The sequence below is a fragment of the Nocardia sp. NPDC050435 genome (genome assembly GCF_040655395.1).
In the GTDB taxonomy this organism is placed as follows: Bacteria; Actinomycetota; Actinomycetes; order Mycobacteriales; family Mycobacteriaceae; genus Nocardia.
Genome location: NZ_JBFAJW010000010.1, coordinates 45,390 through 59,146, shown reverse-complemented (window position 1 = coordinate 59,146; position 13,757 = coordinate 45,390). Strand labels below are relative to the sequence as shown.

At 68.5% G+C, this 13,757-nt stretch carries 16 protein-coding genes; 11 read left to right on the top strand and 5 right to left on the bottom strand.

All coding sequences use genetic code 11. The annotated features are described in order from the left end of the window. Positions 1-4 precede the first annotated feature (4 nt). From AB0I43_RS28535 to AB0I43_RS28500, 8 genes are all read left to right on the top strand, one after another. Positions 5-322 carry an urease subunit beta gene (locus AB0I43_RS28535; RefSeq protein WP_356980666.1) on the top strand — a complete coding sequence of 106 codons (318 nt, stop codon included), beginning with the start codon at positions 5-7 and terminating at the stop codon, positions 320-322. A 3-nt stretch (positions 323-325) separates the two neighbouring features. Next, a complete protein-coding gene (locus AB0I43_RS28530) occupies positions 326-2,047 on the top strand; it encodes an urease subunit alpha (protein ID WP_356980667.1) in 1,722 nt (573 codons plus the stop codon). 147 nt (positions 2,048-2,194) lie between these two features. Further along, positions 2,195-2,662: a hypothetical protein gene (locus AB0I43_RS28525; RefSeq protein ID WP_356980668.1), complete on the top strand. Its 468-nt coding sequence runs from the start codon at positions 2,195-2,197 to the stop codon at positions 2,660-2,662. Positions 2,663-2,804: 142 nt separating this feature from the next. Continuing rightward, entirely contained in the window at positions 2,805-3,335 is a 531-nt protein-coding gene (locus AB0I43_RS28520; protein ID WP_356980669.1) for a YbaB/EbfC family nucleoid-associated protein, read from the top strand. A gap of 98 nt (positions 3,336-3,433) precedes the next feature. Further along, positions 3,434-3,949 carry a DUF3558 domain-containing protein gene (locus AB0I43_RS28515; RefSeq protein WP_356980671.1) on the top strand — a complete coding sequence of 172 codons (516 nt, stop codon included), beginning with the start codon at positions 3,434-3,436 and terminating at the stop codon, positions 3,947-3,949. Positions 3,950-3,964: 15 nt separating this feature from the next. Further along, the gene (locus AB0I43_RS28510; RefSeq protein WP_356980673.1) at positions 3,965-4,339 is read left to right on the top strand and encodes a hypothetical protein; all 375 of its coding nucleotides are present in this window, start codon (positions 3,965-3,967) and stop codon (positions 4,337-4,339) included. A 14-nt stretch (positions 4,340-4,353) separates the two neighbouring features. Beyond that, entirely contained in the window at positions 4,354-5,781 is a 1,428-nt protein-coding gene (locus tag AB0I43_RS28505; RefSeq protein WP_356980675.1) for a hypothetical protein, read from the top strand. Continuing rightward, complete coding sequence (locus AB0I43_RS28500) at positions 5,778-6,551, top strand: ESX secretion-associated protein EspG (protein WP_356980677.1); 774 nt, start codon at positions 5,778-5,780, stop codon at positions 6,549-6,551. The genes AB0I43_RS28505 and AB0I43_RS28500 overlap by 4 nt, the downstream gene beginning before the upstream one ends. Before the next feature lie 161 nt (positions 6,552-6,712). On the opposite strand, the gene AB0I43_RS28495 is transcribed toward AB0I43_RS28500, so the two are convergent. Further along, the gene (locus AB0I43_RS28495) at positions 6,713-7,534 is read right to left on the bottom strand and encodes an SGNH/GDSL hydrolase family protein (RefSeq protein WP_356980678.1); all 822 of its coding nucleotides are present in this window, start codon (positions 7,532-7,534) and stop codon (positions 6,713-6,715) included. Between the two features lie 105 nt (positions 7,535-7,639). After that, the gene (locus AB0I43_RS28490; RefSeq protein WP_356980679.1) at positions 7,640-8,005 is read right to left on the bottom strand and encodes a DUF4377 domain-containing protein; all 366 of its coding nucleotides are present in this window, start codon (positions 8,003-8,005) and stop codon (positions 7,640-7,642) included. Positions 8,006-8,157: 152 nt separating this feature from the next. On the opposite strand from AB0I43_RS28490, the gene AB0I43_RS28485 reads away from it, so the two are divergent. Both AB0I43_RS28485 and AB0I43_RS28480 read left to right on the top strand, forming a co-directional pair. After that, a complete protein-coding gene (locus AB0I43_RS28485; RefSeq protein ID WP_356980681.1) occupies positions 8,158-9,069 on the top strand; it encodes an alpha/beta hydrolase in 912 nt (303 codons plus the stop codon). Then, the gene (locus AB0I43_RS28480) at positions 9,066-9,731 is read left to right on the top strand and encodes an O-methyltransferase (RefSeq protein ID WP_356980682.1); all 666 of its coding nucleotides are present in this window, start codon (positions 9,066-9,068) and stop codon (positions 9,729-9,731) included. The genes AB0I43_RS28485 and AB0I43_RS28480 overlap by 4 nt, the downstream gene beginning before the upstream one ends. On the opposite strand, the gene AB0I43_RS28475 is transcribed toward AB0I43_RS28480, so the two are convergent. After that, positions 9,728-10,693, bottom strand: a complete 966-nt coding sequence (locus AB0I43_RS28475; protein WP_356980700.1) for a zinc-binding dehydrogenase — start codon at positions 10,691-10,693, stop codon at positions 9,728-9,730. The genes AB0I43_RS28480 and AB0I43_RS28475 overlap by 4 nt on opposite strands. Before the next feature lie 34 nt (positions 10,694-10,727). Next, the gene (locus tag AB0I43_RS28470; protein ID WP_356980683.1) at positions 10,728-11,396 is read right to left on the bottom strand and encodes a helix-turn-helix domain-containing protein; all 669 of its coding nucleotides are present in this window, start codon (positions 11,394-11,396) and stop codon (positions 10,728-10,730) included. A gap of 91 nt (positions 11,397-11,487) precedes the next feature. Here AB0I43_RS28470 and AB0I43_RS28465 point away from each other — a divergent pair, with 91 nt between their 5' ends. Continuing rightward, positions 11,488-12,966, top strand: a complete 1,479-nt coding sequence (locus AB0I43_RS28465) for an MFS transporter (RefSeq protein ID WP_356980685.1) — start codon at positions 11,488-11,490, stop codon at positions 12,964-12,966. Here the strand turns inward: AB0I43_RS28465 and AB0I43_RS28460 are convergent, their stop codons facing one another. Then, entirely contained in the window at positions 12,967-13,692 is a 726-nt protein-coding gene (locus tag AB0I43_RS28460; protein ID WP_356980687.1) for a hypothetical protein, read from the bottom strand. Positions 13,693-13,757 lie beyond the last annotated feature (65 nt).

Sequence of the window (13,757 nt, the reverse complement as noted above, 5' to 3'; positions counted from 1 at the left end):
TCGCGTGATTCCCGGTGAATACCTCTGTGCCGAGGGTGTGATCGAGCTGAACGCGGGCGCCGAGCGCCTCGTGCTCGACGTCGTCAACACCGGCGACCGGCCGGTGCAGGTCGGCAGCCACGTGCACTTCCCGCAGTCCAACGCGGCGCTGGAGTTCGATCGCGCCGCCGCGCACGGACATCGGCTCGACATTCCGGCCGGCACCGCGGTGCGCTTCGAACCCGGCTTGGCGCAGCGCGTTTCGCTGGTGCCGATCGGCGGCGCCCGCGAAGTGCACGGCATCAGCCTGACCCCGCCGGGTCACCTGGATTCGACGAGGTAGGACATGAGCGAGCTGAACCGGGCGCGGTACGCCGAGCTGTTCGGGCCGACCATCGGCGATCGTATCCGCCTGGCGGACACCGATCTGCTGATCGAGATCACCGAAGACCGTTCCGGCGGGCCGGGTCTCGCCGGTGAGGAAGCCGTGTTCGGCGGCGGCAAGGTGCTGCGCGAATCGATGGGGCAATCCCGCGCGACCCGCGCCGACGGCGCGCCCGACACCGTCATCACCGGGGTCGTGATCGTCGACCACTGGGGAATCATCAAGGCGGATCTCGGGATTCGGGACGGCCGGATCTGCGGCATCGGCAAGGCCGGCAACCCCGACACCATGTCGGGCGTGCATCCGGATCTGGTGGTGGGCCCGTCCACCGAGATCATCGCCGGCAACGGCCGCATCGTCACCGCCGGCGCCATCGACTGCCACGTGCACTTCATCTGCCCGCAGCTGATGGAGGAGGCGCTCGGCGGCGGCATCACCACGCTGATCGGCGGCGGAACGGGGCCCGCCGAAGGCTCCAAGGCCACCACCGTCACGCCCGGCTCCTGGCACCTGGCCCGGATGCTGGAAGCCCTCGACAGCTGGCCGATGAACATCGTGCTGCTCGGCAAGGGCAACACGGTCAGCGCCGAGTCCATGTGGGAGCAATTGCGCGGCGGCGCGGCCGGATTCAAGCTGCACGAGGACTGGGGCTCCACCCCGGCCGCCATCGACGCCTGCCTGCGGGTGGCCGACGCCAGCGGCGTCCAGGTGGCGCTGCACTCCGACACACTCAACGAGGCCGGGTTCGTCGAGGACACCCTCGGGGCGATCGCCGGCCGGGGCATCCACGCCTATCACACCGAAGGCGCGGGCGGCGGCCACGCGCCCGACATCATCACCGTCGCTTCCTATCCCAACGTGCTGCCCAGCTCCACCAACCCGACCCGCCCGCACACCGTCAACACACTCGACGAGCACCTCGACATGCTCATGGTGTGCCATCACCTCAGCGCCGCCATCCCCGAGGACCTGGCCTTCGCCGAGAGCCGCATCCGGCCCTCCACCATCGCCGCCGAGGACCTGCTGCACGACCTCGGCGCGATCTCCATGATCGGCAGCGACTCCCAGGCCATGGGCCGCATCGGCGAAGTGGTGATGCGCACCTGGCAGACCGCGCACGTCATGAAGAAGCGCCGGGGCGCCCTGCCCGGTGACAACGCGGCCGACAACGCCCGCGTGCAGCGCTACATCTCGAAATACACCATCGCGCCCGCCGTCGCGCACGGTCTCGACCACGAAGTCGGCTCCGTCGAAGTCGGCAAGCTCGCCGACCTCGTGCTCTGGGAACCCGCCTTCTTCGGCGTCCGCCCGCACGCGGTACTCAAGGGCGGCATGATCGCCTGGGCCGCCATGGGCGACGCCAACGCCTCCATACCCACCCCGCAACCCGTGCTCCCGCGCCCCATGTTCGGCGCGGCCCCGGTCGCCGCGGCCGCCACCTCCCTGCACTTCGTCTCCGAACACGCCCTCGAGGACGGTCTCGCCGAGCGGCTGAACCTGCGCCGGAAACTGGTGCCGGTCAAGGACGTCCGCTCCGTCACCAAAACCGACATGCCCCACAACGACGCCATGCCGCACATCGAGGTCGACCCCGACACCTTCACCGTCCGCATCGACGGCGAAGTCTGGACCGAACAGCCCGCCACCGAACTCCCCATGGCCCAGCGCTACTTCCTCTTCTGAAAGCTATTGATACGCACCAGCTATGGGTGTAGCGTCGCTCTCCTGTTCGACTCACGAAAGTAGCCGAAGGGGGATCCGATGACATGCCACTTCACCCGCGCCGATATCCCCGGCCTACGCAGGCGCATGACGAGCAACCATCATCGGGTGATCGACGAGTTCGGGCTCGTGCACGCGGATCTCACGGAGATCAGAGCAACGCAAGGGGTGCACACGCTGCTGCTGGAGAGGCATGCGAAGCAGCTGGAGGAGATCACCGAGACTCTGGATGGTCATACGCGGCGGTTGGATGGGTTGACCGAGCGCGTAGACGGTCTGACTCAGCGGTTCGATGGGCTGACCGCGCGTGTGGATGGTTTGGCGCAGCGGGTTGATGGGTTGACCGAGCGCGTGGATGGCCTGACCCAGCGGTTCGATGGGCTAGCGGAGCAGGTTGACGGCCTAACGAACAGGGTGGATGGCTTGACGCGCCGAGTAGATGACTTGACGCTACGAATGGACGGCCTGACAAACCGGGTGGACGGCCTGACGCAACAAGTGGACGGCTTGACGCAGCAGATGGGTGTGCATACCGAGATGCTGACGGAGATTTTGCGGCGGTTGCCGGCGGCCTAGGCTGTTCGAGCGATCGTCAAGCGGCGAAACCGCAGGTGAGCAAGCCGGTCTGCGGTTCCGACCGGGCAATTCGGTCGGTAGGGTCGGTACGGCTCAGCCGCGACCGGCGTGGGGTTCGCGGGGTGGAAGGGGACAGCAAGTGGTGGGAAACGATCCAATGCAGGCCGCCGAGGATATGGGGCGGTGGGCCGAGGAACTGGAACGCAAGGCGCAGCAGTACCAGGACCTGCACACGCGCATGACGGGGGTATCGATCACCGAGACCTCCCCGGACAAGCGCGTCAGCGTGACCGTCGACGCGAACGGCATCACCACCGACATCACCCTCGGCGCGGCGTCCAAGGGCATGAACCCCAGCGCCTTGGCCGCCGAACTGATGGCCTGCACCCGCCGCGCCCAAGCCCGACTACGCACCCAGGTCGCCGACCTGGTCCACGACACCGTCGGCACCGACCCGGCCGGCGAGGCCATCATCGGCCAGTACGCCAACCGCCTCCCGCCCCTGGATCTGCCCACCACCCCGGAACCCCAGACCTACCAACCCGAACCCGCCACCTACACCCCACCACCACCGGAACCCGGTGCCCGCAAGCCTGACCGCGACCTGATGGTCACCCCCGACGAGCCGGACGAAGACGACCTCTACTTCCAGCGAAAGTCCTGGCTGGAGTGATCCGACGGAACCGGCCTGAGCCGGAGCGCGTCCTAAACTATGAGACGACTTTGAACCCCACGACTGGAGGCATGGTGGGACGACGGACGACAGCGACGGTGGCGGCGCTGGCCGGAGTGGTGCTCCTGGTTTCCGGGTGTCAGACGAAGACCGACGGAAAGCCCGAGCCCAGTACCGGGGCGACCTCCGGCGCTGCTGCGGCCCTGTGGGATCCGTGCACGCAGGTCACGGACGCGGTCTTGAAGCAGATCGGTGTCGAACCTTCGACCAAGAAGTCAGGTGTGGCTGGTGTCGAAGAGCCGGGGTGGAAGGTCTGCAACTGGAATAACAGCGACTTCAATCTCAGTGTGTTCTCCACCGCTCGGACGGTCGACGAGTTCAAGCAGAAGCCAGACAACGCGGACTTCAAAGACGTAACGGTTGGTGGCCGAGGCGGCGTCCAGTATCACCGGAAGTCGGACACCGAAAACGAGATCTGTGATCTGGTGTTCCCTGCGAAGCAGGGTTCCATCAGCGTGATGGTTTCGAACCGTGTTTCGTCCGACAACAAGGTTGCGCCCTGTGTTCGAGCGGATGCGGCCGCCGCCCAGCTCGTTCCGCTGTGGCCGAGCTGACGGGGAGTGTCGGCAATGACGATCAACGAAGAGGCGACCCGATGGAGCCATCTCGCAGGTGAGGCCAAAGCTGGTCGCCTATACCTGGACAGATCCGTTGCCACCGAGTGTCGGGACGCGTGCAACAAGCAGATCGAGCTGTTCGAAGAACTGATCAGGGATCTCCAAGGACTGGCTGTCGTATCCGGCTTCGGGCAATTCGACTGCGCCGACGAACTCGCGAAAATGTTGGGTGCTAAAGCAATTGGCGGCGATGGAGACGTCAACACCGCCTTGAAGGAGCACATCGAAGTCCTGAAACTTATTCGGGACACGATTCAGGTCTCTGTCGACAAGTACGAGGCGCAAGACAAGGCTAATGCGGGTGTCCAAGACGAGTTGCTGAACTGATCGGGGGGATTTCTATGGGGTTGTTGTTTGCCGGGATCGCGGCGGCGCTGTGGGAGTCGACGAAGTCGGGGCCGCCGGATGTGGGGCAGGACGCGAGTCCTGAGGCTACGCAGGCGCGGAATCGGATTCAGGAACTGGTGAGCGGCAGCGGCCTGGATTTCCAAGGGGCGAAGGTGCCGGAATCCGCCTACAAGGATCCGGAGGGGATGGACGACCTCTACGCGCGGGTGCAGAAAATGGACCCGGCGGCGGTCAAGATGTTGCACGATCGCTGGGAGGGGCTGCGCAACAAGCTCAATGACGGTTTCGTTGCTTTCGGCTTGGAGATGACGAGGGCGATCGAGTCCAAGTGGCAAGGGGAGGCTGCTGCTTCGGCGGCTACCGGCATCACCGAGTATGTGAAGAAGTCGAGCACGCTGGTTGATTCGGTGGCGCTGGTTTCGGAGAAGGTGAAGCTGGTGCGGTCGGCAATCGATATCACCAAGCCGAACGTGCAGGAAGCTCCCGATACGACGGTGACCAGCAATATCGCGAGCTGGGTGCCGGGTCCGACTTGGAAGCTGAACGATCATCGTGAGGAGTCGTATCAGTCGGCGGCGGCGAATGTCGTGAAGAATGTCTTCTATCCGGCGGTGAAAGAGGCTGACGACAAGGTGCCGATGGTGCCGAAGCCGTATAACCCGGTGCAGAGTGCCGATGTGCCGGAGGTGAAGGAGCCGGCTCGGCCGAGTGCGGGTGTGCCGGATAGTGGTCCGGTGCGGCCGGCGGTGACGGATGAGCCGGAGGCTGGGGCGCGGCCGGGGGAGACGGAGCCTGGTGCGGGGCCGCAGAGTGCGGACGATCCGGGTACGAAGCCGACGGCGGTCGAAGCGCCGACGACGCCCGCTTCGACTGTTCCGGTCACGGCTGATGCGCCGAAAGCCGCGGAGCTCAAACCGAATTCGGGGCTGCCCGGTTCGGCAGCTCCCGGTGTTCCGGGCTCGGGTGTCCCGGGCACGAGCGTGCCGGGCTCGGGGCAGCCGGGCGCGAAAGTGCCAGGTTCGGGGCGGCCGGGGGCGAGCGTTCCGGGGTCCGGTGTTCCGAATTCGGGTGTACCGGGTGCGGGCGTGCCGGGTTCCCGTGCGCCGGGTACCAGTGGGCCGGGATCCCGCGCGCCGGGTACCGGTGTGCCCGGCGGTGGTAATCCTGGTGCGGGAAAGACGGTTTCGGGGGCTCCCGGTTCTGCGGTTGCCGCTTCGGGGGCGAACCGAACCGCCACCACCCGCGCCGGTACCTCCGGCATGCCGGGCATGGGTGGTGTGGGGGCCAATCGGGGCACGAGGGAGGACGACAAGGAGCATCAGACGAAGGAGTACCTGATCAATCAGGAGAACGGGGAGATTCTGACCGGGCTGGATCCGGAGCATCGGGTGAAAACGGTTCCGCCGGTGATCGGCGAATGAGTAAGCAGGACTGGACGTTTACGCCATTGGCGTTCAAGGTGCTGTGGCGGGCGGCGGATCGCGATGTGCTGCCGTATCCGTTGCAGTACCGGTCGACGGCGGACACCATCGCCGATTTCGACAAGACGTGGCGGGCCGAGGCGGCCGCGCTGCACAAGCATTTCGACGAGACGATGTTCGGTGCGCTCAAGGTTCTGGCGGAGCCGGAGGCGCGGATCGAGGTGGCGGGACGGCTCGGCCGGATCAAGTTGCGTGTGCACGCGGCGGTGCATTATCAGCAGGCGGTGCTGCTTGTTCAGGAAGCGACCGACGTGCCGGATCGAGGTGGCCGGGTCCGTATGACCACGGTTCCGGCGCATGAGATTTCGCGCCGGATTCTGGCGCAATTGCCGAACACTGCTCGCGGCAGCGGTGAGGGGCTCGAGGTCTCGCGCCACGACCTCGAGGAGGACGGCCCGTTCCACGGCTTCCACGACGACGCCCCGGTCTCACCCCGGAAACTCGCCGCTCGATTCTTCGAGCGCCCCCGCGGCGCGGTCGTCCACGTCGCCGTCTACGCGGGCCCGGCCTGGGACAAACGGCCCGCCCCGTCCCGCGGTTTCCACATCATGGATTACCCGGATGGCCGCTACATGGTCCGCACCGGCGGCACTCTCAAGGCCACACCAGCGGACCGGCCCCTGCTCCAGGCCGATCTGGACCGCATCCTCGCCATCACCGTGGACGCGCACCGCACCGAAGCCGACCCCGCCTACCAAGCCCGGGTGTAGCGAAACTTTCAGGTGGGGGCCTGAGCGCAGCGGCGCATCGCCGAGCCCCGCAGCTGGATGTCGGCCGAGCCGGGGCTGGGCCGCATACCGACCAGACCTACGGCCCGCCGAGTAGCGCTCGACCGCAAGGCAATCGCCGGAGGTCAGGGGATGAGCACGACTCAGCGCGCCGGACGGACCGCGTCGAGGATGACATCAGCGACGCCCCGCATCCCGGTGGGGGTGGGGTGGTACGGGACCAGGGTTTCGGTCGCGAGAATCGGGTCGAACCATCGGACGCCGACGGGTGCGCACATGTCGTGGCCGATCGAGCGGGAGCGCGTATCGATATAGGTGGCACCGGTTGCGGCCGCACCGGCCGCGACAACGGTGTTCAGACGATCGAAGGCGCGCTGCACGGTCGACGCGTCGGACGGGCGGAGGCCGACGAGTTCGGGGCAGCCGCCGTCACGGACGTAGAGCGGCCACCCGTCGACATACACCTTCGCGTTGGGCGCGAGCACCGAAATCTGGCGCAGTGCGGCCGAATACGCGCCGGCGATGGCGTCGATCTCGGGATCCCATGCCGGGTTGGCGCATTGCTGCGCGCCGGCGGAATGGCAGGCGAGGATGTATCGCGTCGCATTGGTGTCGTTCGCGCCGATGTGGACGGTGACCAGTGCGGTGCTCGGTCCCAGGGCGTCGAACTGGGGGGCGATGCCGGGGCCCTGGGAGGTGGTGAGGTCTTTGATCTTGGCCGAGCTGCAGGTTCGATCGTCCAAGGTCAGCCCGAGTCCCGCGGCGACCAGCTTCGGTGTGTTCGCCGTGGACCGCGCGCATTGCAGCGGTGCGCCGATGTCGAAGTTCTGTACGCCGGTGGTGGCGGCGCCGGAGTCTCCGAGTGCCACGTACTCGGCTCCGGCCGCCGCGGCCGGTGGCGCGAAAGCGATTGGGGCCGAGCAGAATAGTGCTGCCGCCAGCGCCGCCGACAGTGTGCTGTTCATGGTGTTGCTCCACTCCGCATCGAGCGCCCTGGAAGTGAGACGCGCTGGTTCCGCTTTGCGGCACAGTACCCAACGATTCCGTGCCGAGGGGCCGATTCGCACAACTCATGACGCGAGTTGTTTGTCGAGCACCCGCACCAGCCGCCAGGTCACCGAGGGCGCGTCGGCGGGCGGATCGACCCACGGGCGCTCCTCGATGAGCAGCCGATAGGTGTAGCCGGGCTGGTAGTCGAATCCGTCGATCCCGAAGTAGTGCAGTTCCCATTCGGCCTGCGGATCTTTGCGCACTTGCAGGCACTGCATGGGTGCGACGCCGGTGCAGGGCACCTCCTGAGCCGCCACCTCGATCTCGAACTGCTGGGCGGCGGGGGCGGTGCTGGTCGCGGGGGCGGCGGCGGATTGGTCCGCGCTACATCCCGTCAGCGGCATTGCGACGAGTGCGGCGGCGAGAACGAGCATTCCCAGGCGCATGGCCGCGAATATGCCACAGGCCCCGCGCCGCACCGGGGATCTCCGGCCCCTTTCACCATAACCCGGCCCGGCGGGCTTGCCGCAAGGCCCCGGGGCGGGTCCATAATCGCTGCTCTGAGCCGTATCGGCGGCGCAGGGGAAGGCGAGGACGGATGACCGAACAGAGGGCGACGCGGGTGGGCCCGGCGGAACTCGAGATCGCCTACGAGCGGCTGGGCGACCCGGGTAAGCCACCGGTCCTGCTGATCATGGGCGCGGCGGGGCAACTGATCGACTGGCCGGACGGCTTCTGCGCGGAACTGCTCGAGCGCGGCCTACAGGTGATCCGCTTCGACAGCCGCGATACGGGCCGGTCGACGCACGTCACGGCCCCGCCGCCCGACATCGCGGCGGCGATGGCGGGTGACGTATCGACGGCGGCCTACACGCTGTCGGACATGGCCGCCGACACCGTAGGCCTACTGGACGCGCTGGGCATCGACAGCGCGCACCTGGTCGGCGCGTCGATGGGCGGCATGATCGCGCAGACGATCGCGATCGAGTATCCGGACCGGGTGCGCTCGCTCACCTCGATCATGTCGACGACCGGCGATCCCGCTGTGGGACAGTCGGATCCGGCGGCCTTCGGCGCGGTCGGCCCGCCGCCGGCGGAGCGGGCCGCCTACCAGGACTGGTCGGTGCTGACCAAGCGCGCCTCCGGCTCACCCGGCTTCGCCTTCGACGAGGCGGCGGTCCGCGAGCACGCGGGCCGGGTCTTCGACCGCGGCATCGACTTCTCCGGCATGATGCGCCAGGCGGTCGCGGTCCTGGCCTCCGGCGACCGGACTTCCGCGCTGCGGGCGCTGGACGTGCCCGCGCTGGTGCTGCACGGAACCGCCGACCGCGTCTTCGATATCAGCGGCGGTCGGGCGACGGCGCAGGCGATTCCGGGCGCACGGCTGGTGGAATTCGAGGGGATGGGCCACAGCCTGCCGCGCGAGCTGTGGCCGAGTTTCGCCGGCCACATCGTGGCGATCGGCGCCACCGCCGAGCGCGCCCGAACGGTGGCAGACTGGCTGCCATGACAAGTGCTGAGTGGGCTGAGGTCGACGACTACCTGGTGGATCAGCTGGTGCGGGATCCGGAGACGGCGGCGGTGCTGGCCGAGAACGCGAAGGCCGGACTGCCCGCCATCGACGTGTCCGCGCCCCAGGGCAAGTTCCTGTATCTGCTGGCGCGGTCGGCGGGCGTGCGGCGGGTGCTCGAGATCGGCACGCTCGGCGGTTACAGCACGGTGTGGCTGGCGCGCGCGGTCGGCAAGGCCGGGCAGGTGCTGACTCTGGAGTACGAGCCGCGCCACGCCGAGGTGGCGCGGGCGAACCTGGATCGGGCCGGAGTCGGTGAGCGCGTGGAGATCCGGGTCGGCGCGGCTATCGAGAGCCTGCCGGTGCTGGCCGAGGAGAATCCGGAGCCGTTCGATCTGGTGTTCCTCGACGCGGACAAGGTCAACAATCCGAACTACGTCCGGTGGGCGCTGCGGCTGACTCGTCCCGGCTCGGTGATCATCGTCGACAATGTGGTCCGCGCGGGCGGCCTGGCCGACGCGGAGTCCACCGATCCGGCGATCCGGGGCAGTCGCGAGGTCGTCGAATTGCTCTCCGCCGAACCACGTCTGGATGCCACCGTGCTGCAGACCGTCGGCGCCAAGGGCTGGGACGGGTTCGCCTACGCGCTCGTGCTCGACTAGGGGATCAGCACCACCTTGCCCATCGTCCCCCGCGTTTGCAGGGCGTGGTGGGCGCGTGCCGCGTCCGCGAGCGGGAACCGCTGCACCGCGGGCCGCAGCCGCCCGGCCGCGGCCTCGGCCAGTGACCGGGTCTCCAGCACCCGGATATCGCCGCCGACCCGTTGCAGCATCGCCGGGCCGAGCACCACCTCGGAGGTGATTCCGCGCTCGTTCTGTTCGGTCTCGGTGACGGTCAGCGGTCCGTCGGCGTAGCCGTAGACGAGGTGGCGTCCGCCTTTGCCGAGCAGATCGACAGCGGTACGGGCGATGTCGCCGCCGACCGCGTCGAAGACGACGGTGGGCCGGTGTCCGCCGAGCCGCTCGGCCCAGTCGGGCCGCAGATAGTCGAGGGCTATATCGGCGCCGTTCGCGGCGACGCGCGCGGTTTTCGCGGGCCCGCCCGCCAGGCCGATCACGAACGCGCCCGCGTTCGCCGCGGCCTGCACGAGCAGCGTCCCGATGCCGCCCGCCGCGGCGGTGACCAGGGCCACGCTGCCGGGCCCGAGGTCGGCGAACTGCAGGATGCCCAGGGTGGTGCGCCCCGTGCCGATCATGGCGATGGCCTCGGCGGCGTCCAGATTCGCCGGAATCTCGTGTAGCCGAGCCGAATCGGCGACGGCGAGCGCCGCGTACCCGCCGGGAACCGCGCCGAGGTGGGTGACGACGTGTTTGCCGAGCCACGACGGGTCCGTCTGCGGGCCCAGCGATTCCACGATTCCGGCGACCTCCCGGCCGGGAATGGTGGGCAGCTCGGGCACCGGGTAGGGGCCGGGCAGCCCTTGCCGGAGTGCGGTGTCGACGAAGTGGACGCCCGCGGCCGCTACCGCGATGCGCACCTGTCCGGGGCCGGGCTGTGGATCGGGGACGGTCTCGAGGCGCAAGTTCTCGGCGGGGCCGAAGGCGTGGAGCTGGATCGCGTGCATACCCACGACCTTGCAACCTCAACGATGGTTCGGGTCAAGCCTGCCGGATCCGGGCCTCGAATCCGTCACAGAGGGTGGCCAATCCGGCGTAGAGCAGATCCTCCTGCGTCAGCGCGCTGACACCGGCGCCGACCAGGTCGGCCAGGGCGTCGGGCACCGGCGTGGTCGGCGCGCCCTCCAGCAGCGCGCGCAGGCCGTTGCTCTCCTCGGGCTGGATCTTCTTGCGCTCCAGCAGATCCGAGCTGACGTGCGGCAGGGTCGCGCCGGAGATGAAGTTCCACACCGAGAACGACATCTGCATCGCCTCGCGCGGGCTCACCGCCAGCTCCCGGAACCCCTCCACCAGCCAGGCCAGGCAGGCCAGCCCGTGCGGGCCGAAACTGTAGCGGGGCATGGCGAAGGTGAGCAGCACCCAGGGGTGCTGCTGGTAGAGCGCCCAGTCGATCTCGGCGGCGATGCGGACGCGATCGCGCCAGGTCCAGTTCATGCCCTCGGTGGGCGGATACGGGTTGCGCCGGGCGACCTCGTCGGTCATCAACGCGATCAGTTCGTCTTTGCTGGCCACGTGTCGATACAGCGACATCGCCCCGACGCCCATCCGGTCGGCGATGCGGCGCATCGAGACCGCGTCCAGGCCCTCGGTGTCGGCCAAGGCGATCGCGGTGTCCACGATCGCGGGCTGTGTGAGTTTCGGCTCGGTCATCCTATGTTTGCCTGTCCATGCGGGTGTGGCATGCGTACACTGTACCCTTGGTCGTGCGTACGCCGTACGCGAGCAGTGAGAGGAACTCTGGATGACACAGGTGCAATCGCCCGCCGACACCCGGCGGGCGTGGCTCGGATTGGCGGTCCTGCTGCTCCCGGTCCTGCTGGTGTCGATGGACGTCTCCGTGCTGTTCCTGGCCATGCCCACCATGACCGTGGATCTCGATCCGTCCGCCACCCAGGCGCTGTGGATCCTCGACATCTACGGCTTCATGATCGCGGGCCTGCTCATCACCATGGGCAACCTCGGCGACCGCATCGGGCGGCGCAACATTCTGCTGGCCGGCGCGGCCGTGTTCGGGCTCGCCTCGGTGCTGGCGGCGTTCGCGCCGAGCGCCGCGGTGCTGATCGCCGCCCGCGCGCTGATGGGCCTCGGCGGCGCGACCCTGCTGCCGTCGAGCCTCGCGCTCATCTCCAGCCTGTTCCCCGACTCCCGGCGGCGCGCCGCGGCCATCGGCGTGTGGACCGCGTTCTTCGCCGGCGGCTCCGCGGTCGGCCCGATCATCGGCGGGCTGCTGCTGCACCACTTCTGGTGGGGGTCGGTGTTCCTGATCAATCTGCCAGTGCTGCTGGTGCTGCTGGTCGCCGGGCCCTTCCTGCTGCCCGAGCATCGCTCCGAGGCGCTCGGCCCGCTGGACCTGCCCAGCGTCGTGCTCTCGATCGGCGGCATCCTGCCGCTGATCTACGCGGTCAAGCACGCCGCGGCCGAGGGCATCGATGCCGAGGCGCTGGTTCTGGCGCTGATCGGCGCGACGCTGCTGACGCTATTCCTGCGGCGGCAGCGGCATCTGGCCGAACCGCTGCTGGACCTGAAGCTGTTCACCCGGCCGGCGTTCAGCGTCGCGATCGGCTCCAGCCTGACCGGCATGATGGCGCTGGCCGCCATGGGCTATCTGACCAGCATGTACTTGCAGTCGGTGACCGGACGCGACGCGCTGGCCGCGGCGCTGCTCGGCATCCCGAGCGCGGTCGCGGTGTTCGTCGTGTCCATGACCGGCGCGCGGCTGGGCCGCCAGATCGGCGTGCGCTCGACGTTCGTGCTGGCGCTGCTGCTGGCGGCGCTGGGCAACCTGATGTTGCTCGGGGTCGGGGTGCACGGCGGCGTCGGCTGGTATGTCGCGGGCTCCACCATCGCCGGCGTCGGCTACGGACTGGCGTTCACGCTGGTGTCGGATGTGGCGGTGTCCTCGGTGCCGCCGGAGCGCGCGGGTTCGGCGGTCGGCATCTCCGAGACCAGTTTCGAACTCGGCAACGCGCTGGGCCTGTCGCTGCTGGGATCGCTGGCGGCACTGGTGTTCCGCAGCGGCGGCGATTACGCCGACACGCTCGGTGAAACCCTGCAGCGGGCGGGTGACGACACGGCGCTCGCCGAGAGCGCTCGCGAATCCTTCGTCGACGGCATGCATTTCGCGACCACCGCGGGCGCACTGGTGTTGCTCGCGATGGCCGTGGTGGCCCGGCTCGCGCTGCGTCAGAACACCATTCTCACCGACTCGCACGCGCACTGATCAGCGGCCGAAGACCGAGTTCAGCACCTCCGCGGCCCAGCGGTTCATCGGAACGATCACCGTGGCGTGCAGCCGGCGCACCGGCCGCACCACGGCGGCGCGCCACGCGAGGGCGAAGGCGCGGAACATCGGGCCCAGCACCGTGCGGTGGAGGAAACGGCACGGGATGACCACGAGCACGCCGACGACGCGCCAGGCGTAGACCACGGTGGCGCGCAAGGCTTTCCACAGCGGACGCAGGATCCGGCGCCACAGCTGGGCGAGCGGCCAGAGGACGAGCCACCGCGCGAGCTGATACCCGGCCCAGACGACGGCCCTGCCGACCGGATACAGCACCCATCGGCACAGCCGGGCGGCGGCGGGCCGCAGCACCCGCCGCCACAGCCATTCCTCGACGGCGCGGCGCAGCGGCCGCAGGATGAAGTCCAGGATCAGCGCGAGGGCCGGGGTGAGCACCAGACCCCACAGCACCTGCTGTACCAGCCAGCCCCACACAAGGTTCTTGACGAACAGCCAGAGCGGGCGAATTACCCAGTACCGCACCATTGTCGAGACCGGGATCAGCAGGTTTTCGACGAAATAGCGCGCTGCGGCGGCGATCACGCGCCCGATCAGCTTCAAGCCCTCCCAGAGCAGGCGCAACGGCACCAGCAGCACCACGGCGATGGCCCGTGCGATCCAGGCGCCGGGAGAAACACGGCCCGCCTCGGGCCCCGATGAAGTCATCCTCGGATCCTCCCGTAGCCGGGAGCCCCGCCGCCGCCGGATTTCTACCCGATGCGACAGGTAAA

What these genes read in the sequence shown, in the direction of transcription:
- AB0I43_RS28475 (WP_356980700.1), bottom strand. Translation starts at nt 10,693, where the DNA reads ATGCACGCGATCCAGCTCCACGCCTTCGGCCCCGCCGAGAACTTGCGC.
- AB0I43_RS28485 (WP_356980681.1), top strand. Translation starts at nt 8,158, where the DNA reads ATGACCGAACAGAGGGCGACGCGGGTGGGCCCGGCGGAACTCGAGATC.
- AB0I43_RS28505 (WP_356980675.1), top strand. Translation starts at nt 4,354, where the DNA reads ATGGGGTTGTTGTTTGCCGGGATCGCGGCGGCGCTGTGGGAGTCGACG.
- AB0I43_RS28500 (WP_356980677.1), top strand. Translation starts at nt 5,778, where the DNA reads ATGAGTAAGCAGGACTGGACGTTTACGCCATTGGCGTTCAAGGTGCTG.
- AB0I43_RS28460 (WP_356980687.1), bottom strand. Translation starts at nt 13,692, where the DNA reads ATGACTTCATCGGGGCCCGAGGCGGGCCGTGTTTCTCCCGGCGCCTGG.
- AB0I43_RS28490 (WP_356980679.1), bottom strand. Translation starts at nt 8,005, where the DNA reads ATGCGCCTGGGAATGCTCGTTCTCGCCGCCGCACTCGTCGCAATGCCG.
- AB0I43_RS28470 (WP_356980683.1), bottom strand. Translation starts at nt 11,396, where the DNA reads ATGACCGAGCCGAAACTCACACAGCCCGCGATCGTGGACACCGCGATC.
- AB0I43_RS28530 (WP_356980667.1), top strand. Translation starts at nt 326, where the DNA reads ATGAGCGAGCTGAACCGGGCGCGGTACGCCGAGCTGTTCGGGCCGACC.
- AB0I43_RS28495 (WP_356980678.1), bottom strand. Translation starts at nt 7,534, where the DNA reads ATGAACAGCACACTGTCGGCGGCGCTGGCGGCAGCACTATTCTGCTCG.
- AB0I43_RS28510 (WP_356980673.1), top strand. Translation starts at nt 3,965, where the DNA reads ATGACGATCAACGAAGAGGCGACCCGATGGAGCCATCTCGCAGGTGAG.
- AB0I43_RS28465 (WP_356980685.1), top strand. Translation starts at nt 11,488, where the DNA reads ATGACACAGGTGCAATCGCCCGCCGACACCCGGCGGGCGTGGCTCGGA.
- AB0I43_RS28480 (WP_356980682.1), top strand. Translation starts at nt 9,066, where the DNA reads ATGACAAGTGCTGAGTGGGCTGAGGTCGACGACTACCTGGTGGATCAG.